20 protein-coding genes and 1 tRNA gene are annotated in these 26,219 nt (G+C 55.1%); 17 read left to right on the top strand and 4 right to left on the bottom strand.

From position 1 onward, the window contains the following. Positions 1 to 21 precede the first annotated feature (21 nt). The 10 genes from alaS to HMPREF1627_RS09610 all read left to right on the top strand — a co-directional run bounded on the left by alaS (position 22) and on the right by HMPREF1627_RS09610 (position 12,024). Positions 22 to 2,730, top strand: a complete 2,709-nt coding sequence (gene alaS / locus HMPREF1627_RS09655; protein ID WP_034503438.1) for an alanine--tRNA ligase — start codon at positions 22 to 24, stop codon at positions 2,728 to 2,730. Then, positions 2,730 to 3,203 (top strand): Holliday junction resolvase RuvX, encoded by a 474-nt coding sequence (gene ruvX, locus HMPREF1627_RS09650; RefSeq protein ID WP_034503435.1) that lies wholly within the window; start codon positions 2,730 to 2,732, stop codon positions 3,201 to 3,203. The genes alaS and ruvX overlap by 1 nt, the downstream gene beginning before the upstream one ends. After that, positions 3,200 to 4,600, top strand: a complete 1,401-nt coding sequence (gene mltG / locus HMPREF1627_RS09645; RefSeq protein ID WP_081940818.1) for an endolytic transglycosylase MltG — start codon at positions 3,200 to 3,202, stop codon at positions 4,598 to 4,600. Before ruvX ends, mltG begins: the two co-directional genes overlap by 4 nt. After that, positions 4,600 to 5,448 (top strand): shikimate dehydrogenase family protein, encoded by an 849-nt coding sequence (locus HMPREF1627_RS09640; RefSeq protein WP_034503432.1) that lies wholly within the window; start codon positions 4,600 to 4,602, stop codon positions 5,446 to 5,448. Before mltG ends, HMPREF1627_RS09640 begins: the two co-directional genes overlap by 1 nt. A gap of 3 nt (positions 5,449 to 5,451) precedes the next feature. Continuing rightward, the gene (locus HMPREF1627_RS09635; RefSeq protein WP_081940817.1) at positions 5,452 to 6,198 is read left to right on the top strand and encodes a prepilin peptidase; all 747 of its coding nucleotides are present in this window, start codon (positions 5,452 to 5,454) and stop codon (positions 6,196 to 6,198) included. Between the two features lie 76 nt (positions 6,199 to 6,274). Further along, entirely contained in the window at positions 6,275 to 7,147 is an 873-nt protein-coding gene (locus tag HMPREF1627_RS09630) for an indole-3-glycerol phosphate synthase TrpC (protein ID WP_034503429.1), read from the top strand. Between the two features lie 49 nt (positions 7,148 to 7,196). After that, positions 7,197 to 8,180, top strand: coding sequence for a prolipoprotein diacylglyceryl transferase (gene lgt, locus HMPREF1627_RS09625; RefSeq protein WP_034503425.1), 984 nt, complete (start codon positions 7,197 to 7,199; stop codon positions 8,178 to 8,180). 9 nt (positions 8,181 to 8,189) lie between these two features. Then, complete coding sequence (gene pyk, locus HMPREF1627_RS09620) at positions 8,190 to 9,638, top strand: pyruvate kinase (protein WP_034503423.1); 1,449 nt, start codon at positions 8,190 to 8,192, stop codon at positions 9,636 to 9,638. Between the two features lie 73 nt (positions 9,639 to 9,711). Then, positions 9,712 to 11,658, top strand: coding sequence for an acyltransferase family protein (locus HMPREF1627_RS09615; protein ID WP_034503420.1), 1,947 nt, complete (start codon positions 9,712 to 9,714; stop codon positions 11,656 to 11,658). A 150-nt stretch (positions 11,659 to 11,808) separates the two neighbouring features. Continuing rightward, positions 11,809 to 12,024 carry a hypothetical protein gene (locus HMPREF1627_RS09610; RefSeq protein ID WP_173656060.1) on the top strand — a complete coding sequence of 72 codons (216 nt, stop codon included), beginning with the start codon at positions 11,809 to 11,811 and terminating at the stop codon, positions 12,022 to 12,024. Between the two features lie 177 nt (positions 12,025 to 12,201). On the opposite strand, the gene HMPREF1627_RS09605 is transcribed toward HMPREF1627_RS09610, so the two are convergent. Next, a tRNA-Leu gene (locus HMPREF1627_RS09605) sits at positions 12,202 to 12,275 on the bottom strand. 73 nt (positions 12,276 to 12,348) lie between these two features. On the opposite strand from HMPREF1627_RS09605, the gene HMPREF1627_RS09600 reads away from it, so the two are divergent. Beyond that, complete coding sequence (locus HMPREF1627_RS09600) at positions 12,349 to 12,939, top strand: ANTAR domain-containing response regulator (protein ID WP_034503417.1); 591 nt, start codon at positions 12,349 to 12,351, stop codon at positions 12,937 to 12,939. Positions 12,940 to 12,985: 46 nt separating this feature from the next. On the opposite strand, the gene HMPREF1627_RS09595 is transcribed toward HMPREF1627_RS09600, so the two are convergent. After that, complete coding sequence (locus HMPREF1627_RS09595) at positions 12,986 to 13,405, bottom strand: PaaI family thioesterase (protein ID WP_081940816.1); 420 nt, start codon at positions 13,403 to 13,405, stop codon at positions 12,986 to 12,988. A gap of 28 nt (positions 13,406 to 13,433) precedes the next feature. Here HMPREF1627_RS09595 and polA point away from each other — a divergent pair, with 28 nt between their 5' ends. Both polA and rpsA read left to right on the top strand, forming a co-directional pair. Then, complete coding sequence (gene polA, locus HMPREF1627_RS09590; RefSeq protein WP_034503745.1) at positions 13,434 to 16,115, top strand: DNA polymerase I; 2,682 nt, start codon at positions 13,434 to 13,436, stop codon at positions 16,113 to 16,115. 127 nt (positions 16,116 to 16,242) lie between these two features. Next, the gene (rpsA, locus tag HMPREF1627_RS09585) at positions 16,243 to 17,700 is read left to right on the top strand and encodes a 30S ribosomal protein S1 (RefSeq protein WP_009409460.1); all 1,458 of its coding nucleotides are present in this window, start codon (positions 16,243 to 16,245) and stop codon (positions 17,698 to 17,700) included. Between the two features lie 255 nt (positions 17,701 to 17,955). On the opposite strand, the gene brnQ is transcribed toward rpsA, so the two are convergent. Next, complete coding sequence (gene brnQ, locus HMPREF1627_RS09580; protein WP_081940815.1) at positions 17,956 to 19,308, bottom strand: branched-chain amino acid transport system II carrier protein; 1,353 nt, start codon at positions 19,306 to 19,308, stop codon at positions 17,956 to 17,958. Positions 19,309 to 19,407: 99 nt separating this feature from the next. On the opposite strand from brnQ, the gene coaE reads away from it, so the two are divergent. The 4 genes from coaE (at position 19,408) to HMPREF1627_RS09560 (ending at position 25,294) form a co-directional block, all read left to right on the top strand. Beyond that, on the top strand, positions 19,408 to 20,082 hold the full coding sequence (gene coaE, locus HMPREF1627_RS09575) for a dephospho-CoA kinase (protein WP_034503741.1): 675 nt from the start codon (positions 19,408 to 19,410) through the stop codon (positions 20,080 to 20,082). Positions 20,083 to 20,335: 253 nt separating this feature from the next. Further along, positions 20,336 to 22,156, top strand: coding sequence for a family 16 glycosylhydrolase (locus tag HMPREF1627_RS10885; RefSeq protein WP_052040920.1), 1,821 nt, complete (start codon positions 20,336 to 20,338; stop codon positions 22,154 to 22,156). Between the two features lie 192 nt (positions 22,157 to 22,348). Continuing rightward, a complete protein-coding gene (uvrB, locus tag HMPREF1627_RS09565; RefSeq protein WP_034503415.1) occupies positions 22,349 to 24,460 on the top strand; it encodes an excinuclease ABC subunit UvrB in 2,112 nt (703 codons plus the stop codon). Between the two features lie 90 nt (positions 24,461 to 24,550). Then, complete coding sequence (locus HMPREF1627_RS09560; RefSeq protein WP_034503412.1) at positions 24,551 to 25,294, top strand: CDP-alcohol phosphatidyltransferase family protein; 744 nt, start codon at positions 24,551 to 24,553, stop codon at positions 25,292 to 25,294. On the opposite strand, the gene HMPREF1627_RS09555 is transcribed toward HMPREF1627_RS09560, so the two are convergent. Then, positions 25,270 to 26,184, bottom strand: a complete 915-nt coding sequence (locus tag HMPREF1627_RS09555) for a hypothetical protein (RefSeq protein WP_034503410.1) — start codon at positions 26,182 to 26,184, stop codon at positions 25,270 to 25,272. The genes HMPREF1627_RS09560 and HMPREF1627_RS09555 overlap by 25 nt on opposite strands. Positions 26,185 to 26,219: the final 35 nt, after the last annotated feature.

Below are 26,219 nucleotides of genomic sequence, written 5' to 3'. Positions count from 1 at the left end.
TGTCCACTACTATGGGGTACTATGCGCACTTCTGAAATTCGTCAACGTTGGCTTGACTACTTTGCATCCCAAGGCCATGAGATTCGCCCGTCGGTGTCTCTTGTTTCTCCTGAGCCCTCGATTCTCTTCACCATCGCGGGAATGGTTCCTTTTATTCCCTACATCATCGGGGTTGAACCTGCACCCTGGCCCCGGGCAGCATCTGTTCAAAAGTGCATTCGTACCAATGACATCGATAACGTTGGACGAACCACTCGCCACGGTACCTTCTTCCAGATGAACGGTAACTTCTCCTTCGGCGACTACTTCAAGGAAGGCGCGATCAACTTCGCATGGGATCTGCTCACGGGTGATCAGTCTGAAGGCAAGTACGGCCTCGACGGTGAGCGCATGTGGGTGACCATCTGGGAAAAGGATGAAGAAGCATTCAACGTCCTGACGAAACAGATCGGCATGGATCCTCGTCATATTGTTCGTCTTCCCCGCGAAGAGAACTTCTGGGATACCGGCCAGCCCGGTCCCGCCGGCCCCTGCTGCGAATGGCACTACGATCGTGGTCCTTCCTACGGCCCCGAGGCCGTGGGCGGCAACGTTGATCCAGGTGGAGACCGCTACCTTGAGCTGTGGAACTTGGTTTTCGATCAGTACATGCGTGGCGAAGGCGCCGGCAAGGACTATCCGCTGCTCGGCGAACTTGACCAGAAAGCTATCGATACCGGTGCAGGTTTGGAGCGTCTTGCATTCGTCATGCAGGACAAGCCGAATATGTACGAGATCGACGAGGTCTATCCCGTAATTGCAGCCGCTGAAGAAATGAGCGGTAAGCGCTACGGACTCGGTGCAGCTGGCCCCGAAGCAGGAGCGGCATACGACGATGATGTACGCCTGCGCGTGGTCGCCGACCACGTCCGCTCGTCTCTCATGCTCATTGGTGATGGCGTGCGCCCCGGTAATGATGGTCGCGGATATGTTCTGCGTCGCCTGATCCGTCGCGCTGTGCGCTCCATGCGCCTGCTGGGTGTTGATACGGCAACTATGCCGATTTTGCTCACAGCATCCAAGGATGCGATGAAGGCCTCGTACCCCGAATTGGAAACAAACTGGAGCACGATTTCCGAGGTAGCCTACGCCGAAGAAGAAGCGTTCCGACGCACTCTGAGCGCTGGAACGACCATTTTGGACGTGGCTGTTGAAGAAGCAAAGTCTGCTCCTGGTACGCCGATGATCTCGGGTGAGTCTGCGTTCTCGCTTCACGACACCTACGGTTTCCCCATCGATCTGACCCTTGAAATGGCAGCTGAACAGGGAGTGCAAGTTGATGAGGCGGCCTTCCGCGCGCTGATGGAAGAGCAGAAGGAACGTGCTCGTGCCGATGCTCGCGCGAAGAAGACCGGCCACACCGACGTTCGTATCTTCCACGACATCGAAAAGGAACTCGGCGGCGGCTCGACTTTCGTTGGTTACACGGAAAACGCAGTTGACGCCCAGGTCGTCGGCTTGCTCGTGGATGGTGTTCCCACTCCTGCGGCGAGCGCTCCGGCAGAGGTAGAGATCATCCTTGACCGCACGCCTTTCTATGCAGAAATGGGTGGTCAGCTAGCCGACCACGGAACCATTCGCCTCGCTGATGGCGGTGTGATTGAGGTCCATGACGTGCAGGCGCCGATTCGTGGGCTATCAGTTCACCGCGGGACTCTCACCGAAGGCAAAGCGACCTTGGGGGAGAAGGCATACGCGGAAATCGATACCGAGCGCAGGCTTGCAATCGCGCGCGCACACACGGCAACCCACATGGTCTACGCGGGCTTGCGTCGCATTGTGAACAAGGATGCCGAGCAGGCAGGTAGCGAGAATTCGCCCTCGCGTCTGCGCTTCGACTTCACGAACTCAACAGCCCTGGGTGAAGGACAACTCAACGAGATCGAAAGCCTTGTCAATGAGAAGCTCGCGCAGGATCTCGCTGTGACCACCGAGATCATGTCGCTCGACGATGCCAAGCGCTCAGGTGCGATCGCGCTCTTTGGCGAAAAGTACGGCTCCGAAGTCCGCGTTGTCAGCATCGGCGATAACTTTGATCGCGAGCTATGCGGTGGAACCCACGTTCCTTCAACCGGACATTTAGGCCGCGTGACTGTGCTGAGCGAAGGTTCAATCGGTTCGGGTGTACGCCGTATCGACGCCCTTGTCGGAGATGGCGCCTACGCCTTCCAAGCGAAGGAACACGCGCTTGTGTCCCAGCTGAGCTCCATGCTTGGCGGGCGTCCTGACGAACTGGCCTCACGCGTCGAATCCATGATGGGACGTCTGCGTGAAGCAGAAAAGGAACTTCAAAAGATCCGTGAGCAGCAGGCGCTCGCAGAAGCAGCACTGCTCGCTCAAAATGCTCGCAAGATTGGTAAATTCACCAGCGTCGTGGCTCCCGTGGGAGCTTTGGGATCGGCTGATGATCTTCGCGCAATGGCGACCGATATTCGTGAGCGCCTGGGTAATGACGGTCCCGTGCTTGTCGCACTCGCCGGCGTGATTAACGGTAAGCCTATGGTCACTGTCGCAACGAATGATCTTGCTCGCCAACACAGCGCACGTGCAGGACAATTCGTTCGTCGCGCCGCAAAGATTCTCGGTGGTGGCGGTGGCGGCCGCGACGACCTCGCTCAGGGCGGCGGATCCAATCCGGAAGCCATTGAAGATGCTCTCAATGATGTGAATTCGCAGATCCAAGAGCTGTAATGCGTCCAGGAGTTCGTCTGGCAGTTGACGTTGGCACGGTCAGGGTTGGTCTCGCACGTAGTGATGCGGGAGCAGTCCTGGCCTTGCCGCTCCAAACGCTGACTCGTCAAGACGATGCTTCGGAACTTGATGAGATTGCGCGGATTGCTGGCGAGCTGAATGCCATAGAAATCGTCGTCGGGCTTCCTCGCCACATGCAAGGCGGTGAAGGCATTTCAGCGAAAGGCGCACGCAGGTACGCGCGAAAGATTAAAATGGCTTTACCTGCGTGTCGTGTGTGCTTGGTCGATGAACGCTTGAGTTCACACGAAGGACACGAACGGTTGCTTCAAGCCGGTGTCGGACGACGCGAACATCGACAGATGATTGATCAAGTGGCGGCCTCGATTATTCTGGAGACAGCCCTGGAGATGGAACGAATGAGCGGACAAGCTCCCGGAAGGGAAATTGTCCTCGAGGAAGGACAGAGATGAGCGAGAGCACTCCCGAATATCCTTTCCCGAAGCGCGCGAGTATTCACCAACGCCGCTCGCAAGAAAACACTCCCGAGGAGACCCCCGAGTCCTCACAGGTACGACGACCAGTTGTCCGTTCGTCGGAAAGCACCCCAGGGGATTCTCTTCAATCGTCTCCTGTGGGTGCGCGGCCTCGTGAAACAGAAGCTACTACGCCTGCAGCGCAGGCTCTTCCCGCGCACCTACCCACGCGTCGCTCAAGGCGCGGCGCCCAAGAAGACACCGCAGTTGAGACGACGGGAATGCGCTCTCGTCGCCTCGAACAGGAGCGGCGCTTGGTGCGTAAACGCAAACGCCGCAGGGCAATTCGGACCTTTTTTGTCCTGTTGCTGACACTCGCCCTGATCTCGGGCGGTGCGTACTTTGCATACACGCAATTGCGTGGTTCCTCCTCGTCTTCAACAACTGCCGATGACTACCCGGGTCCTGGTAGCGGGCAGGTTGTTGTGACGGTGTATGACGGTGAGTCTGGCCAGCAGATCGGTCAGCGCCTAGTAGACGCGGGCGTCGTTAAATCACTCACTGCGTTCATCCGCGCATTTGATGCGAATAAAGCAGCGGTGAGTATTCGGCCCGGAAGCTACACGCTCAAGAAGGAGATGAGCGCCTCAGGCGCGATTGCTGCACTTTTAGATGATGCGAACCGCAGTGATAACACGGTGACGGTGACTCCTGGACAGACAAAGGACCAGGTCGCCGAGCAGATTTCGATGGTGGCCAATATCCCGCTTGATCAGGTGAAGTCAGCAATGGCAGATACGGCAGCTTTAGGCTTGCCAGCTGAAGCCAATGGAAACGTTGAGGGGTGGCTTGCTCCGGGTTCCTATGAACTCGCAGAGGGAGCGACGGCGACTTCTCTGATTTCTCAGATGATTACTCGGACGACTCAGCGGCTTGATGGGCTGGGCGTTGCCGCCGCGGATCGCGAAAAGATCTTAACGAAGGCATCAATTCTCGAACGAGAAGTTCGTAATACGGAGTATCTTCCGATGGTTTCTCGTGTAATTGATAACCGCTTGGCAGATACGAATGGTGAAACCCACGGTTTGCTTCAGATGGATTCAACCGTCTTATACGGCGTTGGCAAGACCGGGGGAATCCCGACTGCAGACGACCTTGCTGCTGAGAACCCCTACAACACCTACCGCAATCCAGGTCTTCCTCCTTCGCCAATTTCGCAGCCCTCGACCGAGGCAATTGAAGCTGCTTTGCATCCTGCGGAGGGCAATTGGCTGTACTTTGTCACGGTGAATTTGGATACCGGCGAGACGCTCTTCGCGGCTACGCATGACGAGCAGACGCAAAACACTAAGCGTTTGGAAGAATACTGTTCGACGCATCAAGGAAAGTGCTGATGCCCTGGGCAGCAGTCATCGGCTCGCCGATTGAACATTCCCTCTCACCCCTCATCCATCAAGAACTCTGGCGTAGCGCTGGAATTACTGGATGGGAGTACCGAAAGTGTGAGGTCGATGCTCAGCACCTACATCAGTGGATCGCATCTTTAGACAGTGAATGCGTCGGAGTTTCAATCACGATGCCTTGCAAGAAGGCGGTGATTCCTCTCCTTGACGTTGTTGAACCGCAGGCGGCTGCGCTGAGTTCTGTTAATACCCTTATTCCATCGGGTGGGGTTCTTTCGGGTTTCAACACTGATGTCTTCGGAATGAGTCGCGCGATCGAGCTGAGTCGGCGCAACGCGGGCATGGATTTGGGCGGGCGAGCCATCATTATCGGTTCGGGTGCCACTGCGGCCTCGGCTCTCGCTGCGGTGATCTCTCTTGGGTTTCGCGAGGTCGATGTTGTTGCTCGTGCTTTTAGTGGAGGAAAGCTCCCTGCTGATTTCAACCGCAGCGCGATGAATTTGGGAGTGACCTACAGCGGTCATGACCTGACGGCGGCTGGCACCTTGTCTCGTTGCTGCGAGCAAGCAGATCTTGTCGTCTCGACTTTACCTTCGGGTGCGCTTGACCCCTACGTTGGTGAGCTCTCAACAATGCCATTGCGCTCGAGCTTTCTTGATGTGACCTATGCACCGCGCGAAACTGCTGCAATTTCGTGTTGCCTCGAGCGTGGTATCCCCGTCGCCTTCGGCGTAGAAATGCTGGTCTATCAGGCGGTTCTCCAGTTTAAGTTAATGACGGGAATTGAAGCTGATAGTCACGCGATCTCTTCGGTGTTTCAGCTGTTGGAGGCGAAGTAAAAGATGGGACTCGTCGCCATATCGGCTCGTGGGTACTACTTCGCTCACGATTATGCCTTGGGAATGGGCGAGTGGAATCTGATTCTTTCTGTCGTTGTCTGGCTCGCTTTTGCGCTGTGGCTTTCACGTTCGGGATGGGCGATTCAACGACGCTACTTTATTGAGGCCTCGCTTACCCCGCTTAAGAGAAACGGCGTTGTCTGGTCGGCTGTACTGGTAGGTGCGATCAGCCTTGTCGCTTCTCAGACAAGGCCTGCAGCACCTGCGGTCGTCGCGCTGACCATGATGGGAACTCTTCTTGCGTATGTTGACGCTAAGACTCATCGTCTGCCCACTCCCTATGTCATTGCGCTTGCGTGCGGTGTCTTGTGCGGGGCCGGGGTGAGCGTCTATTTCCATCCTCATTCGATTCGCGTTCTTGCCGAGGCCGGGGTTGGCGCGTTGATCTGGACCCTACCGCTTTGGCTGGGGTCTTTACCGCGACGAGGCTTTGGCCGCGGTGATGTTCGTTTGGCGCCGATCCTTGGGGCGATGCTGGGGATTCTTGGTTGGCATGCGGCATTGTTTGGATTTGTTATTGCTTTGGTATCCGCGGCACTTGCGGCTTTGTGGATGGTTGTCAGTGGCCAAGCTGGCACACGATCGCGTATTGCCTTTGGTCCATGGATGATCGGTTCCTCCTTGCTGACCTATCTTCTGTGGGGCGTCGCTATCCCGACCTCCCTGCATCTTTTCAGTGCTCTGATTTAGCCTGCGAGCTGTCTGATTAACGCCTTTTGCCCGTGGGAGACTAGCATTTGAGATAGGTTCTCACGAGGAGGTGAAGGTGGCGGAACTTGACGCGATCATTGCCCACACGCAGCGTAAGCGCGCTTTGCGTGAAGAGCGCGTGAGTCTTGATGAACTCAAACGCGCGTGTGAAAGTGTTCCCGACCCCCTAAGACATCCAGACGAGTACCTACGTTCGGATGGTGCTACCTCCGTCATTGCCGAGATTAAACGTGCTTCCCCATGGGGTGTCTATTCAGATATCGAGGACCCGACCCCTCTTGCTCAGGCTTTTGAGCGCGGGGGAGCAGCGATGCTTTCGGTCGTGACCGAGAGTTCGTTATTTAACGGCAGTTATGAGGACCTGTCGCGGGTAAGAGCTGCAACAGAGCTTCCACTTATTTGTAAGGACATCATTCTCTCCGCATATCAGCTCTTTGAGGCCCGCAGGGCCGGAGCAGATGCAGTCCTGCTTATCGCGCAATTTCTTTCGCAGCCGGCTCTGGAAGGGCTGCTCGAGCGCGCTCAATCGCTGGGAATGTCAGTGCTCGTCGAAACCCACTCGCGCCTCGATGCTCTTCGAGCTTTAGAAGCCGGCGCTGTGATGATCGGTGTCAACGCCCGTGACCTCAGTACGGGGGTCGTTGACCGCCACGTTATTGACGAGGTCATTGATGTTATTCCAACGAATGTTCTTGCTATCGCCGAGTCCGGCGTGCGGGGGCCGCGGGACGTATTTGAATACGCACGTGCTGGCGCAGATGCTGTGCTCGTTGGGGAAGCTCTCATGCGCAGCGATCAACCTGAGGAGTTAGTCGCTGAAATGGTCAGTGCCGGTCACCATCCGTCGTTGCTTGCTGACCGTCGGATGCGGGTTCGGGCGGCACATAAGGGTGCAGATGGGACGTGGAACGATACTCGTCGCGAATAATCGATTAGAGTAGTACGGCAACCATCTTTATCCGCAAGGAATACTATTCATGCGCTTTTTAGCATTGCCGTCACCAAGTCAAGGGGTCTGGTACCTCGGACCGATTCCGATTCGCGCCTATGGTCTCATCATCGCCTGCGCAATTCTGATTGCTGTTTACTGGGCTGCAAGGCGCTACGAAACTCGGGGTGGCGACCGTGAGCTCTTCTATGACATTGCACTTTGGGCTGTTCCTGGTGGCATTATCGGGGCGCGCGTCTACCACGTCATTACGTCTCCAGATGCCTACTTCGGTAAGAATGGCAATCCGATCATGGCCCTCGCAATCTGGAACGGAGGTTTAGGGATTTGGGGCGCGGTTGCCGGGGGAGCACTTGCAGTTTGGCTTGTCGCACGCCATCGCGGACAGCGGCTCGGCCCTATTGCAGATTCTCTGGCCGTCCCGCTTCTTGCGGCTCAAGCGATTGGGCGCTGGGGAAATTGGTTCAATCAAGAACTCTTCGGGGCGCCAACAACCTTGCCGTGGGGCCTGCACGTCGACAGTGCACACATGCCACTTGGATACGCCAGCGGTACCTTGTTCCACCCAACCTTCCTCTATGAATCGCTGTGGAACCTCGCGGGTGTCGCTGTTTTGCTCCTCATTGATAAACGTCGGTCTGTGAAGTCCGGACAGCTTTTCTCCTGCTACATCATGGTTTATACCCTGGGGCGTGTCTGGATTGAGATGCTCCGTATTGATGATGCGCATCATTTCTTAGGTCTTCGTATCAATGTCTGGACCTCAATCCTTGTCTTTATTTTGGGTATTGTCTGCTATCTCTATGCAGGAAAACGTGCAGCCTCGACGACTCTCACTGAGGCTGAAATCACGCGCGAGAGCGGCCTTGGCGAAGAGGATGACGCGCAAACTATGGAAACGGCCGGGGCCAGCGAAAACACCGTCGAGGAGGGATCCGAGGACAACGAGGATGGGGTCGATAGTCCCAAGCCCTCGGAAAGTCGTCCGGTCGAAGACCTCGAGGCACGATAGGATAGAAACATGCGTCGAGCAAAGATTGTATGCACTATTGGACCCGCGACAGCCTCTGCTGAACAGATCCAGGCTCTTGTTGATGCCGGCATGGATGTCGCCCGAATTAATCGTTCTCACGGCACTGCTCAGGAACATGAAGAAGTTATCGAACGTGTTCGCCGAGCCTCTCAAAATTCGGGCCGTGGGGTAGCTGTTCTTGTTGACCTTCAAGGTCCAAAAATTCGCCTCGAAACCTTCGAAGAGGGCCCACAGTACCTCGAAATCGGCGATACTTTTACCATCACGACTCGTGATGTTCCCGGTACTAAAGAGCTGGTCGGAACGACTTTTAAGGGTCTTCCTGGTGACTGTGCTCCCGGTGATCGCCTGCTCATTGATGATGGCAACGTCGCAGTGCGCGTCGTTGAGGTAAGCGCAACCGATGTTGTTACCCGCGTTGAGGTTCCCGGGTATGTTTCGGACCACAAGGGATTGAACCTTCCCGGTGTTGCTGTCTCTGTCCCGGCAATGAGCGAAAAGGACGAGGAAGACCTGCGATGGGGTCTTCAAGTTGATGCAGACTTCATTGCTCTGTCCTTCGTCCGTTCCGCAGCTGACATTGACTCTGTCCACGCGATTATGGATGAGTACGGTAAGCGTCTGCCGGTCATCGCGAAGATTGAGAAGCCCCAGGCTGTCGAAGCACTTGCAGAGATTGTTGATGCCTTCGATGGAATCATGGTTGCTCGAGGCGACTTGGGCGTTGAAATGCCTCTTGAAGATGTCCCTCTGGTGCAGAAGCGTGCGATTGAGCTCGCTCGTCGCGCTGCCAAGCCGGTCATCGTTGCGACCCAGGTTATGGATTCGATGATTAAGAATCCACGTCCGACCCGAGCAGAAGCTTCCGACTGTGCAAACGCAATTCTCGACGGCGCAGACGCAGTCATGCTTTCGGGCGAAACATCCGTGGGTGCTTTCCCCATTGAAGCGGTCCGCACTATGGCGCGAATTGTTGAGAGCACTGAAGAAAATGGTGGCGAGCGTATTGCTGCGCTTGGACCCGTTGAGTTGGATCGCGCATCTGCGATCTGCGGTGCGGCTGCAGTTATCGCTGAAAAGCTTGATGCACGCTTCTTGGTAACTTTCACTCAGTCAGGAACATCGGCGCGCATGCTCTCTCGCTTGCGCACGCCAATTCCGATGCTCGCCTTCACTCCGCTTGAATCGACGCGTCGCCAGCTTGCCTTGTCGTGGGGTATTCAGGCTTATCGGGTTCCCGAGGTCGCTCACACTGACGATATGGTCTGGCAGGTTGATCAGGTCGCGCAGAGTGCGCGTCTCGCGGAAGTTGGTGATGAGATGGTCATCGTCGCAGGTATGCCGCCGGGAACCCCTGGTTCCTCGAACCTGTTGCGCGTCCACCGTCTAGGAGACGAGGTTGACTACGTGATCGGCGGATCACGTGGAGATGCTTAAGTTTGATTTAATGACGGGGGTGGCAGGCCGCGTGGTCTTCCACCCCCTCACATTTTGAGGAGTTTGACGTACCTTGACGACGTTGCCACGGTCATCAAAACAAATAGAACGCGAGAATTCTCAAAGTGCGCAGGTATCAAAGCCCACGTACTTAAGCGGGGTTAATGGCCTGCGTGCACTGGGAATTATTGCCATCGTTTTGTACCACTTGCGCCCGAGTTCTCCTGCACAAGGTGGTTTTATCGGCGTCACTCTCTTCTTCGTGATTTCTGGTTTCCTTGTTTCGCGCTCACTTCTTCGAGAGATTGAAGGGGAGCGGGATATTGCGGTTGGCGCGTATATTCTCAGGCGTTTTGTTCGCTTGTGGCCAACGATGCTTCTTGTCACGGCTTTCTCAGCGATTGCTTCCTTCTTCTATGCGCCGCCGCTGCTGCTCAAAATGCATGAGGATGCGATTCCTGCTCTTGCTTTCTTTTCGAACTGGTTCTACATCTTTCGCGATGTTCCATATTTCGCACAGGCTGGCCTCCCTTCGCCGCTGACCCATTTCTGGTTCGTCGCCGTCATTATGCAGTTCTATGTACTGGCGCCGGTTATCGTTCTCTTACTGCGTGAGTTTTTCCGATCTCGTGGAAAAGCAGCTCTTGTTGTCTTGTTCTTCGCTGGCTGTTTTGCCTGCGAGATGGCTGTATTGTTCGAGCCCGGGTCCGACTCATCAAGGGTGTACTACGGCTTAGACACACGGCTCGCAGAGATTCTTGTTGGTGTTGCCCTCGCGTATGCAGAGGGCTACATTGAACGCCTCAATGCTCTGCAAACACGGCTACTTCAGTGTGCATCGTGGTGTGGACTTGCTTACTTGGTTGCTGTGAGCATCTATGGGCGCGGATACATGACCTGGCTCTATCGAGGAGGTTTCTTCGCCTCAGCACTGGTATGTGCAATTGTTGTGAGCGGCGCGATTGTCCCGGGCGCGATATCGCGTGTGTTATCGACGCGTCCGCTTCAGGTGGTCGCCTCGCGATCCATGAGTGCCTACATGTGGCACTATCCCTTGATCCTACTGATGAACCCCGCCAGGCGTACTTCTGCGCTTCCGTGGTGGGCTTGGGTGGTGGAAGCTGGCGTTTTCCTCCTGATTACCGAGGCCAGCTATCGTTTTGTTGAGAATGCGCCTTCCTTTGCGCGTCAGAAGACTTGGCGTGCTTTGCGCGGCGGTGCTCAGAATACGCGCCAAGTTCGGCTGTGTATATCGGCGCTGAGCATTGCTTTGGTTGTGAGCATTGTGATCGCCAGCATTCCTACAGTCTTCCTTGAATCGGCTTCGAAGAAGGCCAACGAAATCTTTGCTTCGACCGCTTCCACTCCTTCCACATCCGTGGGTTCTCCAAGCGATTCGCCTTCGCAAGAAATCACGACGACAAGCCCGCCGCCTCCCAGCTATCACGATGCGAATGGGAAAGCGGTATACCCGAAGGCTGCGATTATTCCTGACAACTACGACCCCTCTCAATGGTCATGCTCTTCAGAGGACGGAACATGCACTGTTCCCTTGGTCTTGATTGGTGATTCCGTGTCTGAAGGAGCAAGCTACTACTGGATCCCAACCCTCTTCCCGCAGTCTTTTACGGATACGGAAGTTGGTCGTTCCTTTGAAAAGGGAGTTGCGGTATATAGCGAAGATTTAGCCCAAGGACATGACGGCTCTCCCGTGATTGTTGCTTTGGGGGGTAACGGCCCGATTACATCGATGGACTCAGCGCAACCCTTGATTGAAGCAGCGGGGGAGAGACCTGTATTCTTCGTGACAATCCGCGCCCCTTACCCCTTCCAGGATGAGAACAATGCCTTGATGCGCCAGCTTGCGCAGCGTTATCCGCAAGTCGGCATTCTCGATTGGTATAAAGCCAGTGAAGGCCACGATGAGTACTTTTACGACGATGGCCAGCACCTGACGGAAGAGGGACGAGAAGCCTACGCTCGAATGATTATGACGGGACTCATGGGAGACAATAACTAGACACACCTCAGTAGCGTGTGGAATAATTACCTGTTCATCCGTGTTGGATGAGTCGTAAGGCTTTGCCCTTACCGGCATCTACAGTCTGGTTGCCTGCGCACCTTGAGCGCATACCGGTAGATGCAGAAGAAGAAGGAAGAGGAGAAAGAAATGAATCAAATGAATACACAGATTTCGGTTCGTGCCGCGCAGGGTCGCTACCAGGCGCTCAATGTTCCGGTTTCGCAGCTGAGCGAGGCTGTCCGTCCTTGGTATCAGGATTGGACCGATCAGAAGATTCAGGAGGCGCTCAATGACTTGGAACGCCCTGAAATGCGTGATCGAGCTGCAGAATTCTTGGGCTTGGAGCTTATCCCAGCAGCCTGAGATGTGATTTGTCTCTCTAACGTCAACTCCGTCAACTTAATTGCTTGGCGGGGTTGACGTTTATTTGATGGATTTACCTCGCTGATGCGCATCACTGTTTCCGCGTGATTGCAAGAAAAAGTGGCTTTGAGATCATTGTGATCTCAAAGCCACTGACGAAAATATGATACATATTCGTACCCCGAGTGGGATTCGAACCCACAACAAGCCGGGTTTGAGCCGACCGCCTCTGCCAATTGGGCTATCGGGGCAACAGCGCAAGCGCGCTAATAAGGATAAGATATAACCGGTGCTAGTGACAAACTATCGTACAAGGAAGACGACATGAGTGAAGAAGTTGCACAGCCGCGCCGCGTTCTTGTCGCGGAAGATGAGGGCCTGATTCGCCTCGATATTGTGGAGACGCTCACCGGTGCCGGTTTCGAGATTGTCGGGGAAGCTTCCAACGGTGAAGAGGCCGTCCAGCTTGCTCTCGAGCTTGAGCCGGACCTGTGTGTCATGGATGTCAAGATGCCGAAGATGGATGGCATCACCGCAGCAGAGAAGATTCTTGCTGAACTCTCGTGTGCAGTCGTCATGCTCACTGCCTTTAGCCAGACAGAACTCGTCGAACGTGCTCGTGATGCTGGAGCAATGGCCTACGTTGTGAAGCCCTTCAGCCCCGCAGATCTTATCCCTGCAGTTGAGATTGCTCTTTCGCGCCATCAGGAAATCGAATCCCTTGAAGAAGAGGTTGCAGATCTCACTGATCGTTTTGAAACTCGCAAACGTGTTGATCGCGCGAAAGGTCTCCTCATGAAGAATATGGGGATGAGCGAGCCTGATGCCTTCCGCTGGATTCAGAAGACTTCTATGGATCGCAGGCTTTCGATGCGTGAGGTCGCCGATGCCGTGATTAATCAGGTCGAAGGCTAAGGACCACACAGAACTTCTCTAAGGGCGCGAGCATTGGCTCGCGCCCTTAGTTATGCAACACGCGATTCGATACGCGTGCCACAGCAAGGGTTTGATCGTGTTCATCTGTGATAGTCACAGTGTGAACAGTCGAGCTCTTACCCAAGTGGACCGCCGTAGCGCACGCACGAACCCAGTCGCCTCGACCGGGGGCAATATGTGAAATGTTCAGCTCGACGCCCACGGCGACGCCGGCCTCGCCATAAAGAGAATGCGCGTGAATCTGGGCGGCGTGGGAAGCCACTGTTTCCGCAAGCGCGGCGCTGGCTCCACCATGTAGAAGACCACGGGGCTGAGTGTTGCCAGCAATTGGCATTTCGGCAAGGGTACTTTGGGCGGAAGCCGAAATCAGGCGGATGCCCAGACGTGACATGAGGGTATCCGCCCAGTTATCAATCCGATCATTCTCTGCATTCAAAGTGTGCATCGTGCCCTCTCGCCGTAGTGTGTCTTCTATGAAGGAGACAATGCTTGTCATCGATGGTCATTCAATGGCCTTTCGTGCATTTTATGCCCTGCCTGCGGATAAGTTCGTGACAGCCCAAGGACAACACACAAATGCGGTCTATGGTTTTGCATCGATGCTCATCAAATTGTTGGAGAGCTATCAGCCCAGCCATATTGCGGTTGCTTTCGATGTCTCGCGTCATTCCTTCCGTACCGATGAGTATCCCGAATACAAGGGAACACGAGACGCAACACCTGAAGAATTTAAGGGCCAAATCGAGCTGATTCGGGATCTGCTGAGTGCGATGGGTATTCGCTCACTGTCACGGGAAGGCTTCGAGGCAGACGATATCCTTGCCACTCTTGCGAAACGTGCGGCAGATGCGGATATGCGCGTCTATGTTGCCTCGGGGGATCGCGATAGTTTCCAGACTGTCACCGATAGCGTGACCGTTCTCTACCCGGGAATGAGCCCGGGTGACTTGCGTGAGATGACCCCGCAAAGCGTTGAAGCAAAATATGGGGTCCCTCCTTACCGATACCCGGAAATCGCCGCACTGGTCGGAGAAACTTCCGACAATCTCCCGGGCGTACCCGGTGTCGGTCCGAAGACTGCAGCCCAGTGGATCAACCGTTTCGACGGCCTCGACAATCTCTTGGAGAACGCGGACAAGATCACGGGCAAGCGGGGCGAAGCGTTGCGCGAGCACCTCGAGGACGTGCGACGCAACCGTCGATTGAACCACCTGCTGACTGACATGGACCTTGAGTGTGACATCACGGACTTGCGCCGCGAAGTAACCGACCGCCAGGCGCTCAGCCAGCTGTGTGATGCCCTGGAGTTTCGTTCTCTGCGCTCTCGAGTCCTTTCGGTGGCGAAGATTGGTTTGGGGAGTGCCAGTGACGATGACGAGGCCGAAGTCTCGATGCCCGCTGAGCAACCACAGGTGTCGTGGGCGATTGCTGATGAGGCGACCTTAGTTGATCAATGGCGTAGAGAGCATCCGGGACAGCTTGCACTCTTGGTTGATGGCACGCTCAGCGTGAACGCTCCGGAAGCGAGTGCTATTGCACTTGCGACGGCGACTGATGCGCTGGTTGTTGACACCGCTTTGCTCTCGGCACAGCAAGATCAGGCTCTTGCCTCAATTCTCAGTGAAGACGGCCTGATTCTTCACGATCTGAAGGGCTGCATTCATGCTTTGGGAGCGCGTGGTTGGACGCTCGGTAAAGCACATACTGATCTTCTTCTCGCTGCCTATTTGGTGAATTCGGAACACCGCGGGTATCAACTCGACCAGCTTTTTGCTCGGTATTTAGGTGTTGACTCGCAAGAGAAGAAAGACAGCACAACTCTCTTTGAGGTTGGAATCAGTGATGAGCGCGCTCAGAAGCTAGCCGAAGACGCTGCGCGAATGCATTCTCTTGACGTCATCCTTGCTGAGAAGCTTAAAGAAAGTGACCAGTCACATCTGCTGGATGATTTGGAAATGCCAGTTGCGGTCTTGCTCGCGCAGATGGAGAAATGCGGGATCGGTGTCGATGAAGATTTCTTGACAGCCCTTTCTCATGAACTTGCTTTGGATGTTGACACGGCGCAGCGTGGGGCATGGGACGTGCTGGGGCACGAAGTTAATCTCTCATCTCCTAAACAGCTCCAAACTGTGCTCTTTGAGGAACTTGCTCTGCCCAAGACGAAGAAGACGAAGACTGGGTACACGACTAACGCCGAGGCCTTGACGGATCTCTTCGAAAAAACTGGAAATGATTTCCTGCGTCACCTACTTGTCCATCGTGACCGCATCAAGCTCAAGCAGATGGTCGATGGTTTGATTTCGAGCATTGGTGTCGACCAACGTATTCATACGACTTTTTCGCAAACCGCTGCAGCGACGGGGCGTTTGGCCTCGTCTGAACCGAATTTGCAGAATATCCCTGCGCGTAGCGCCGACGGCCTGCGGATTCGTGGTGGGTTTGTTGCGCAAGAGCCGTATACGAATCTCATGAGCGCGGATTACTCTCAAATCGAAATGCGGATCATGGCGCATATGTCGCAAGACCCAGGGCTGATCGATGCCTTCTCTTCGGGGGAGGACCTCCACCGCACTATGGCAGCAATGGTCTTCGGAGTTGAGCCGGAAGATGTAACGGCCGAAGAACGCTCGCGAATTAAGGCAACGTCCTATGGACTTGCCTACGGTTTGTCCGCCTACGGTCTTTCTGCACAGCTTCAGATTCCCGTTCACGAGGCCGCGGCCCTGCGTGATCGCTATTTCGAACGCTTCGGCGGTGTCCGTGATTACCTTGAAGGCCTTGTAGACGAAGCTCGCCGATGGGGATGGACACAGACAATTCGTGGACGCAGGCGTTATCTTCCGGATTTGCATTCGGCGAATCGAACGCGACGCGAGATGGCTGAACGAGCCGCGCTGAACGCTCCGATTCAAGGAAGCGCCGCCGATATTGTCAAAATGGCGATGCTGGATGTGCACGCACAGCTCAAAGACTCGGGTCTGAGATCGAGGATGCTGGTCCAAATCCATGACGAATTGCTCTTCGAGGTTGCACCGGGAGAAGAAGAGAAACTGCGTCAACTGGTCCGCGAGGGAATGGAAGGCGTGATGTCTCTACGAGTTCCACTGGAAGTAGCGATTGGGTTTGGCCCGACATGGAAGGATGCTGCGCACTAGGGTGGGTGGACTTTCGGTCCTATTCTGTTAGAATGCTCAAGGTACTGCTGTGTGCAATAGCCATTTGCGCCCTGCAGCCGCAATTGTCCATATCTAGTAATACGTCCGTTTCGGAGAACACAACTACATGACCAGCACCAACTCGCAGCCGGCAGTTTCAACGCCCCAGGTTGCAGTGAACGACATTGGGTCCCGCGAGGACCTGCTCGCCGCTATTGACGAGACCATCAAGTACTTCAACGATGGCGACATCGTCGAGGGCACTGTCGTCAAGGTTGACCACGATGAGGTCCTTCTTGACATTGGCTACAAGACCGAGGGTGTCATCCTCTCTCGCGAGCTTTCCATCAAGCACGATGTCAACCCGGATGATGTGGTTGCCGTTGGTGATCAGATCGAGGCCCTGGTTCTCCAGAAGGAGGACAAGGAAGGTCGCCTGCTCCTGTCCAAGAAGCGCGCACAGTACGAGCGCGCCTGGGGACAGATCGAGAAGGTCAAGGAAGAAGACGGTGTTGTTACCGGTACCGTCATCGAGGTCGTCAAGGGCGGCCTGATCCTCGACATCGGCCTGCGTGGCTTCCTCCCCGCATCCCTCGTTGAAATGCGTCGCGTTCGTGATCTCGCGCCCTACATCGGCCGTGAGATCGAAGCCAAGATCATTGAGCTGGACAAGAACCGCAACAACGTTGTTCTGTCTCGCCGCGCATGGCTTGAGCAGACTCAGTCTGAGGTTCGTACCAACTTCCTGCACACCCTCCAGAAGGGTCAGGTTCGCAGTGGTGTCGTGTCCTCCATCGTGAACTTCGGTGCTTTCGTTGATCTTGGTGGCGTTGACGGTCTGGTTCACGTCTCCGAGCTCTCGTGGAAGCACATCGATCACCCCTCAGAGGTTGTCGAGGTTGGTCAGGAAGTCACCGTCGAGGTCTTGGACGTCGACATGGACCGCGAGCGCGTGTCGCTCTCGCTCAAGGCCACCCAGGAAGATCCGTGGCAGACCTTCGCACGCACCCACGCCATCGGCCAGGTTGTGCCCGGCAAGGTCACCAAGCTCGTTCCCTTCGGCGCATTCGTGCGTGTTGAAGACGGAATCGAAGGTCTGGTTCACATCTCCGAGCTCGCTCAGCGTCACGTCGAGCTGCCCGAGCAGGTCGTCAAGGTTGGCGATGAGGTCTTCGTCAAGGTTATCGATATCGACCTCGAGCGCCGTCGCATTTCGCTGTCCCTGAAGCAGGCCAACGAGCGCGTTGATCCCAACTCTGAAGAGTTCGATCCTTCGCTCTACGGTATGGCCGCTGAGTACGACGAAGAGGGCAACTACAAGTACCCCGAAGGCTTCGATCCCGAAACCCAGGAATGGATGGAAGGCTACGAGGCCCAGCGCGAGGCTTGGGAAGCTCAGTACGCACAGGCTCAGGCTCGTTGGGAAGCCCACAAGGCACAGGTTGCAAAGGCTCTGGAAGAAGACGCCGAAGCAGCTCCTGCTGTTGAAGAGCAGGCTTCCTACTCGACCCCGGTCGACTCCGAAGGCACCCTTGCCTCCGACGAGGCACTTGCAGCACTTCGTGAGAAGCTGACCAACAACTGAATCACAGCGCCTAAGCGCTCATAGTCAGTTCTGAGGCCCCGGTGAAAACCGGGGCCTCAGTTTTTTGCGATTGTTCAGACTGTGCTGCTGTCATTGTGCAGACGAATCATTGGCATGAACTGCTAGTGAAATAACCGCATTTTCGGGTCCAGATTCTGCATTGAAGCGCAAGAAGAAGCGTTCCTTCAGTAATTCAAGCTAAGAGTGTGGCCCGTCTCGTAAGAGACGGGCCACTTCAGTACAAGAGCGCAAGGACTACGCCTGAGCGCGCTTGGATAAGACGATATCAGTGAACAAGCCAAGAAGAGCTGCGCCCAATGAGGGAAGAACCCATCCAAGCTGAAGATCCTGCCCGGGGCTCCACGCAAGCAAAGGAGATGCGAAGGTCAAGATCCCAAGCGAGATTGCGGTGGTCAGAAGTGACCATAGGCTGGCAACCCAGACGCCCAGACGGAATGTCCAATGAATGCGCATGGAGTAGCGCAGCGGATGCGTGACGATCGTCACGAAGATGATTGAGATTGCGATCGGGTAAAGGAAAGTAATAATTGGCACTGCGACGTTCAGGACTGCCTTGAGACCGGCCGATGCCAAGACGAATGAAATGATCGTGAAGCCAACGAGCCATGTCTTGTAGGGGATTCGAGGAATAAGCCGCTCGAAGAACTCCGAGGTCGCGGCAAGAAGACCTACCGCAGTTGTCATGCATGCGGTGAGAACAATCAACCCAAAGACGACCTGTCCAGCAGTTCCCATGGTGATTCGGGAGGCATCGGCTAGGAGCGCAGCGCCATCAGAATAGCCCTGACCATTGGGAATCACGTGGCCGATCAGGCCGAGTCCAACGTAGACCAGGCCAAGAAGAATGCCTGCGATTACACCAGCAGAGCTGGTCTTGCGAACGAGCTTGATCCCGCTGAGCCCGCCTTCCCCTTGATCGAAAGACGCAACAACGATAATTCCAAAAGCAAGAGCTGCGATGGAATCCATCGTCATGTAGCCATCAAGGAGCCCTGCGGTTAGGGGAGCGCTTGCGTACTGCCCGACCGGAGCAGCGTCTGAAGGCGGTAGCTTCGCCAAAGACAAGAAAACCAAGAGTACGAGCAGAACAAGCAGAACAGGAGTCAGGATTTTACCGAGGTGGTGGATGATCTGCCTCGGGTTCCACGACAAGAACAAAGCGACGCCGAAGAAGCAGGCGTTGAAGATCAACGATGAAACAAAAGCGGTTGAATGAATCAACGGTGCTACGGCCGTCGAGAAAGAAACAGCACCGGTTCGTGGAAGGGCATAGAAGGCGCCGATCGACAGATACACCATGCATGAGAAAGCAATTCCAAAAAACTTTCCGCCGCGCCCAGACAGGTCACGCAGGTCACTTCCCGATAATGCAATTGCAATGATCGCAATGACGGGAAGCGCGACGCCACCGATGAGGAAGCCAATCATCGCCAAGTTAAAGTGAGAGCCAGAGTTCGCTCCCATAATTGGAGGGAAAATCAGGTTTCCCGCACCAAAGAACATCGAAAACAGCGTCAGCGATGTTGCGATCAGCAAGCCCGTTCCCTGCGAACGCTTGCTTTGTGTAGTCGTCGTCGATTCAGTCACAATTTTGCTTCAAACCCTATAGAAGTTATAAGTACCCCTGAGATTCTGTCATTTCATGCCACTTTAGCCAAGTGGTGTTCATTGTTCTACGCTTCAGATGTGAACACTCTCATTCGCTCAGGTTCATCGAGCGCCACTCTTTTACGAGCGATTCCCGCGGCGCATCCCTTGGGACCGTCTCACGTGCTTGCTCTCAGCGGGGGAATCGGCGCTGGGAAGTCCACGCTTGCGCATGCTTTACGAGGCCTCGGCGCGCACATTGTCGACGCGGACGTACTTGCGCGCGAGGTGCTTTCCCCCGAGCATCCGGTGTACGAGGCGGTGCTTGCGAGTTTTGGGCGTGACCTTGCCGGAGCAGACGGGGTCCTTGACCGACAGCTCTTAGCGCAGCGTGCTTTTTCTTCACCCGAGGGTACAGCTCTTCTCAATTCACTCACTCATCCAGCAATCGCTGCTTTGGCGCACGAACGTCTTGCACAAGCTGGAGACGGAAAGCTCGCTGTCTATGATGTGCCGCTACTGACAAAGCGCGAAGACGCTGCTGCCTTCGATGGTGTCATTATGGTGAGGGCCCCAATGGATGTGCGTCTTGAGCGTTTGGAGAAACGCGGGGTCAGCAGGGAAGAAGCGGCAGTGCGAATCAGCAGACAAATAAGTGATGAGCAGCGGCGGGAACTTGCGTCGATATGGGTCGACAACTCAGGCAGTGAAGAAGATCTGACAGATCTGACCCGTAGCTTCGTTGCGCGTTGGCTGAGCCGCTCGGGGATTTAACCGAATATAGGCTTCAGTATTCGCCCAGTTTTCCCATTATTTCAATGGGAAATCTTCAACTATTCATCCGGAAATCACTCAGGAAAAACCAGGTTTACCTGCAACTATAGATTTGAACATGTAAGTAAACCGGTATCGGCCTGAGCACCGGAATTCAGAGATCGCGCTGCCCTATTGATTCAGCAGCTTCTTGTACGCGATACGGGATGATCTCTGGTTTCGCAGTCGACATTTGCCGCAGGGATGAGGATAAATGGCACACGTAAAGACGAATCGTTTTTCGGGGAATAGAGCTGTGCGTACGCTTGGAGCGTTCACGCTCGGCGCTGCGATGACGGTAGGGGGATTGTCCTTTGCGAGCGCAGGGGATGTTCAGCCGACTCCCAATGAAGTTCAAGCCCTGGGATACAACACTCTGATCTTTCAGGATGAATTCACCGGAAATGAACTTGACACCTCGAAGTGGGGATACGAATACTCCTGCTTCGATCCGAAGACGCGCTCACAGGCCCAGTACACCGATTCGAAGGAGAATGCGTCTGTCTCGGGTGGAAACCTCCATTTGACAGCGAAGTACGAGCCGACGCGTCAAAAGTATGACAGCCGTTCGCGTTCAATGGTCACGGTCGACCGCGAATGCACTCGGACGGTTAATGGGCGCTCCGAAACCTACAAAGCTCCTTTCACTTCAGCAATGGTGCAGACGCGCGACAACAAAGGTATTAAATACGCTGCATATGGCGACTTCTATGCTGAGGCGCGTATCAAACTCCCTAATGCCGTTGCGTCGTGGCCAGCATTTTGGATGACCGGTATTGCCCCGGCATCATTCCCGGCTCACGGTGAGATTGACGTTGTAGAAGCTAAAGGATGGGATCCGAATTTCCTCCAAGCGAATGTTCATACGCCTCGGGTCGGTAATCCTCAAAAGACTGAGCAACACATGGGACAGCTCGGGGGCAATGGTACTTCGCAGACTCAGTTCCATACCTATGGTGTGGAAAAGAACGGGAACTCAATCACCTTCTATTTGGATGGGAAGCGGGGACACACCGTCACTTACGATCAAGTTAAAGGGGATAACCCCTTTATCAACGATGCCAACGGCATGGTGCTTCGTCTCAACCACATGGTTGGCGGTTCTTTCCTAGCCTCTGAGCGTGGTGATACGACGTACACCGATGCGATTAAGTTCAAGGAAGCCTATCAAGGTGCTGGTTCTGACATGCTCGTTGACTACGTCCGTGTGTGGAAGAAGAACGGCAATGCCACGAGCGAACCGGCCCCGCTTCCCTCAACGGCTACCGCAGATCCAGAACCTAGCGTTCAACCGACTGTGACGACTGCGCCTGCTCCCATGCCGACTACTGCGGCCCCTCAGCCTTCGAGTGTAGTAACAGCGCAGCCGAGCGCGCCTGCTCAGCCAACGAGCGCAGCGCCCTCTGCCCAGCCCACGGCCTCGATCGCACCCATGCCGGTACCGACTGTTTCGGCGCCCAAGCCTTCCGATGATCCCAAGGCTACGCCGCGACCAACTACTGTAGTTCCCTCTACTCAGCCCACGGCCTCGGAACCGGTAGCCTCTGCAACTACTCAACGTCCGCCTCGAGCTCGTCGAAGCGCCGATGCTACGGCGCCGGCGCAGCCCACGGAAGCAGCAAGCTCAGCCCTGCCTACGCGTCCTGAAACGACAGCATCGGCACCATCTGAAGCCCCTGCGAATCCTTCAACCGAAGGCGCGGCAGACACATCGGTGAGCCAGCCTGATGCTTTAGCGCCAAATGAGCGACCAGCGCTCTCGCAGCTTCTTCCGGAAGCTTCGCATCTCAGCGTGCTTGGCAGCGATCGAAGCGCACTCACGTCCACCAATGAGGCAGAGGCGCAAAACTCCGCTGTCGCGCGAAACGAACAGGCTGACTCTGCTCAAAATCCAAGTTCTGCACGCACACTTGCCGCAACAGGAAGTTCCTCCCTTGGGTTTGTGTTCGCTGGGCTCTTGGCAGTAGTGGGAGTGCTGATGCTCGCTTGGCCGACGCCTGCAACCGCTCAACACATGAGTCCTCGGCGTAAATGAGGCATAGCTTCCAAGCAACCTGCTAGGACTGTGCGCAGGGGTCGGTGTAGGTAATCTTCATCTCGAAGAACACCTGCACCGACCCCTATTTGCGGTGGATGAAAACAATGATGACGTTTCCTCGAGACTATAGTTTCGTATCTTCGCAGTGGTGAACGCGCAGAACCTCGCAGAAGTCCTTAGCCTAAGACTATGAGTGATACCCCCATCCTTCGTCAGGAATACCCCTTTGAAGTAATTTCTGAATACACCCCATCGGGTGACCAGCCGAAGGCTATTCACGAACTCGCCGAGAGACTTCGCGCGGGCGAACAAGACATCGTCCTGCTGGGGGCAACGGGAACCGGGAAAAGTGCGACAACCGCGTGGCTCATCGAGGAGATCCAACGTCCGGCATTGGTCTTGGAACCCAACAAGACCTTAGCTGCGCAGCTTGCTGCGGAGTTTCGGCAGTTGCTGCCCAAAAACGCGGTCGAGTACTTCGTTTCGTACTACGACTACTACCAGCCTGAAGCTTACGTTCCCCAGACCGATACGTTCATTGAAAAAGACTCATCGATTAACGAAGAAGTTGAGCGGCTACGTCACAGTGCGACAAACTCATTGCTTACTCGTCGCGATACCGTCGTCGTTTCCTCGGTGTCGTGTATTTACGGCCTTGGTACGCCGGAAGAATATGTCGCGCGAATGATTGAACTGAGTCGGGGAATGACGATTGACCGTGATGACCTCCTGCGGGCGTTCATTTCCATGCAGTACGCGCGAAATGACCTTGGATTTACGCGTGGGACCTTCAGAGTGCGTGGGGATACGGTCGAGATCATTCCCGTCTACGAGGAACTGGCAATCAGGATTGAAATGTTTGGCGATGAGATCGATTCTCTGGCTGTGCTCCATCCTGTCACCGGCAATGTTATTAAAGAAGTCGATCATGTGTATCTGTTTCCCGCCTCGCACTACGTTGCGGGCGAAGAACGAATGAAACGTGCAATTGCTTCGATTGAGGCGGAGCTTGAAGAGCGTCTTGAATGGTTTGAATCGCAAGGGAAATTGCTCGAGGCGCAGCGTCTGCGAATGCGCACAAGCTATGACTTAGAGATGCTCAAAGAGATCGGGACATGTGCGGGCGTTGAAAACTACTCACGCCATATTGATGGGCGCGAGGCTGGCACCCCGCCTCATACCCTTCTCGATTATTTCCCTGACGACTTTGTGCTCGTCATTGACGAATCGCATGTGACAGTTCCTCAAATCGGAGCCATGTTTGAAGGGGATATGTCGCGTAAACGTACATTGGTCGAGCATGGGTTCCGCTTGCCTTCGGCGATGGATAACAGGCCGCTCAAATGGGATGAATTTACCGAGCGTATTGGTCAAACCGTTTACCTCTCAGCTACGCCAGGATCCTATGAGCTCGATAGGTCCGATGGGGTAGTGGAACAGATCATTCGCCCCACAGGACTTGTTGATCCGAAGGTTGTGGTCAAGCCGACTCGAGGTCAAGTCGATGACCTCCTTGAGCAGATTCGTGAGCGGGTCGAGCGTGACGAACGCGTTCTTGTGACAACACTGACAAAGAAGATGGCTGAGGACCTGACGACGTACCTTGCCGAGCGCGGAGTGAAGGTTGAATACCTGCACTCAGATGTCGATACTCTCAGACGCGTTGAACTTTTACGCGAGTTGCGTTTGGGAACTTTCGACGTTCTTGTGGGAATTAATCTCTTGAGGGAAGGCCTGGATCTTCCCGAAGTTTCTCTCGTTTCAATCTTGGACGCCGACAAGGAAGGATTCCTGCGTTCGACGCGTTCTCTCATTCAGACCATTGGGCGCGCCGCGCGAAATGTCTCTGGTGAAGTTCACATGTACGCCGATGACATCACTGATTCGATGCGTGCTGCAATCGACGAAACTGAGCGACGCCGTGAAATTCAGATTGCCTACAACACCGAACACGGTATTGATCCCAAGCCTCTACGCAAAAAGATTGCAGATGTTACGGACATGCTCGCTCGTGAAGAAGTTGACACAGCGGAGCTCCTCGAGGGCGGATATAGGCGCGAACGCACGGCAAGTGATATTCGCGCTGATGAGATGGCTTCGTTTGCGGGCCAAGAAGGCTCAACGCGCACACGTGAAGAACTTGCTCAGATGGCCGAGAGTGACTTGGAAGAACTGATCCGTCAGCTTTCTGATCGGATGATGGAAGCCGCTCAGGATCTTCAATTCGAGCTTGCGGCAAGGCTTCGTGATGAACTCAGTGAGCTGAAGAAAGAACTGAGAGCGATGAAAGCCGCCAACTAAGTAGTTGTGGAAAGTGGTAGGTATCGCTTCGAGAACCGCTTAAGATAGGTATGTTCTTGTTCGCGACTTTGGGAGTCGATTGTGTCTACGATGGCGCACACGCAAACGCGTCCCCTTCCTTTCACCAGGCGTGCCATGGCATGGGGCGCTCATGCCTTTACTCTGACCGGTGTTGTTTGGGCGGCACTCGCAACGATTGCTCTTTTCGAAGGGCATATCCGCCATATGTGGTTGTGGCTGGGAATCGCGCTTCTTGTTGACGCCGTCGATGGTTCGATTGCGCGGGCCGTGCGCGTGAGTGAATACGCGCCTGGCTTCGATGGGGCAACTCTAGACAATATCGTCGACTATCTCACGTGGACTTTTATCCCCGCTCTGTTCATGGTCTTCCATCTTCCTTTTGGATCACGCACACTCGGTATTGCCATGGCCCTGCTGGTCTGCGTCTCATCGATGTTCTGCTACTGCAATGTGTCGCTGAAGACTCCCGACCACTACTTCATGGGATTCCCTGCCGCCTGGAATGTCGTAGCCGCGATTATGTGGATTTTCCAAACTTGCGCGGTTTTCAACCTTGTTGCCACGGTTATTTTGGCTGTGCTGACGGTCGCGCCGATCGCCTTTGTTCATCCATTCCGAGTGGGGCGTTTGCGTGCAATCAATATTGTGGCGGCACTGGTGTGGGTTGCTGCGACGGCGGCGCTCGTTGCCTACGCCCCTGTGCGGCCGATTATCCTCACAGGGATTTGGTGGGTTGCTGGAATCTGGATTCTCGTAGTGAGCGCAATCCGTTCCATCCAAGGGATTCCTCAAGAATTGCGTGACGCGGAGTAGCGTTTCACCAGTCGCGAGTTCTGAACAGAGCGCCAAACTTCAGTTGCGATTGACGCGAGGATCATCAGAGCAACAATGACAACAACCGATCCCGGATACCCGCGTCCGTGGATCCAGAAGTAAACGTATGGCGCTATGAAGGTTACGAGTGCGACGATTGCGCCGGCGTAGCGCTCCAATGGCCTCGAAGCGGTGATCATGGCCAGGATTCCCCACGTGTAGGGAAGTGCGGTCAAGACATCAATCGACCATAGGACAAGGACTGATCCGTGGAATTGCGGGACGAAGATCACCGGTAAGGCGCGCAGCGAGGAGTACACAAAAACCACGAGGTAGACCCACACACGTGGATCTTTGAGGATTCGGGTGATCAGTGAACGTTTATAGACCGTGACCCCGCTGGCTTCGATTTGGTGGACGAGGCCGTGTGGCGTTCGCGTTGCATTCATTCCTTGGAGAGCCTCGCGGAAGCGTGGGTCCGGAAGCAGTTCGTGAACGAGCTTGCTGACTCGCAAGGCAAAGACTGTTTGCTCTTTGGAGTGCTCGGCGCCGACGTTGACAAAAAGATGGAACAAAGGACCGGCGAGACGCTTGAGATCCTCACGATTAATGGGGCCGATGAGCCAGATAATTCCGCGGTGCTCCAGAGCATTGCGTACTTCGGTAAAGAAGAGATCGGTGTCTGCAAGGATAGAAGGATCAAGTTCACGTACTTCACGCCGACCCAATTCAGCGAGGCGCGAGACGCCGGCGGCGTGAGCGAGGCGAGTGGTATCAAATGCGCACGAGCGTACGACCGGGAGTTCGAAAGGAGCCTGGGTTGACCCGAAAAGGGTCTCCTTCAGGCGACGCAGTCGGGAAATCTGGGCTGCAGGGTCTTTAACGCTCACTCCAACGAGTTTAGAGCACTGCGGTGTGAAGCTCT

The sequence above is a fragment of the Actinomyces sp. S6-Spd3 genome, from assembly GCF_000758755.1.
Lineage (GTDB): Bacteria > Actinomycetota > Actinomycetes > Actinomycetales > Actinomycetaceae > Pauljensenia.
This window is presented reverse-complemented; position numbering and strand designations above follow the sequence as displayed.

Coding starts and splice junctions, on each gene's coding strand:
- rpsA (WP_009409460.1), top strand. CDS start 16,243: ATGACCAGCACCAACTCGCAGCCGGCAGTTTCAACGCCCCAGGTTGCA.
- mltG (WP_081940818.1), top strand. CDS start 3,200: ATGAGCGAGAGCACTCCCGAATATCCTTTCCCGAAGCGCGCGAGTATT.
- ruvX (WP_034503435.1), top strand. CDS start 2,730: ATGCGTCCAGGAGTTCGTCTGGCAGTTGACGTTGGCACGGTCAGGGTT.
- polA (WP_034503745.1), top strand. CDS start 13,434: ATGAAGGAGACAATGCTTGTCATCGATGGTCATTCAATGGCCTTTCGT.
- HMPREF1627_RS09635 (WP_081940817.1), top strand. CDS start 5,452: ATGGGACTCGTCGCCATATCGGCTCGTGGGTACTACTTCGCTCACGAT.
- lgt (WP_034503425.1), top strand. CDS start 7,197: ATGCGCTTTTTAGCATTGCCGTCACCAAGTCAAGGGGTCTGGTACCTC.
- uvrB (WP_034503415.1), top strand. CDS start 22,349: ATGAGTGATACCCCCATCCTTCGTCAGGAATACCCCTTTGAAGTAATT.
- HMPREF1627_RS09560 (WP_034503412.1), top strand. CDS start 24,551: ATGGCGCACACGCAAACGCGTCCCCTTCCTTTCACCAGGCGTGCCATG.
- HMPREF1627_RS09640 (WP_034503432.1), top strand. CDS start 4,600: ATGCCCTGGGCAGCAGTCATCGGCTCGCCGATTGAACATTCCCTCTCA.
- HMPREF1627_RS09600 (WP_034503417.1), top strand. CDS start 12,349: ATGAGTGAAGAAGTTGCACAGCCGCGCCGCGTTCTTGTCGCGGAAGAT.
- HMPREF1627_RS10885 (WP_052040920.1), top strand. CDS start 20,336: ATGGCACACGTAAAGACGAATCGTTTTTCGGGGAATAGAGCTGTGCGT.
- pyk (WP_034503423.1), top strand. CDS start 8,190: ATGCGTCGAGCAAAGATTGTATGCACTATTGGACCCGCGACAGCCTCT.
- HMPREF1627_RS09610 (WP_173656060.1), top strand. CDS start 11,809: ATGAATCAAATGAATACACAGATTTCGGTTCGTGCCGCGCAGGGTCGC.
- alaS (WP_034503438.1), top strand. CDS start 22: ATGCGCACTTCTGAAATTCGTCAACGTTGGCTTGACTACTTTGCATCC.
- HMPREF1627_RS09595 (WP_081940816.1), bottom strand. CDS start 13,405: ATGCACACTTTGAATGCAGAGAATGATCGGATTGATAACTGGGCGGAT.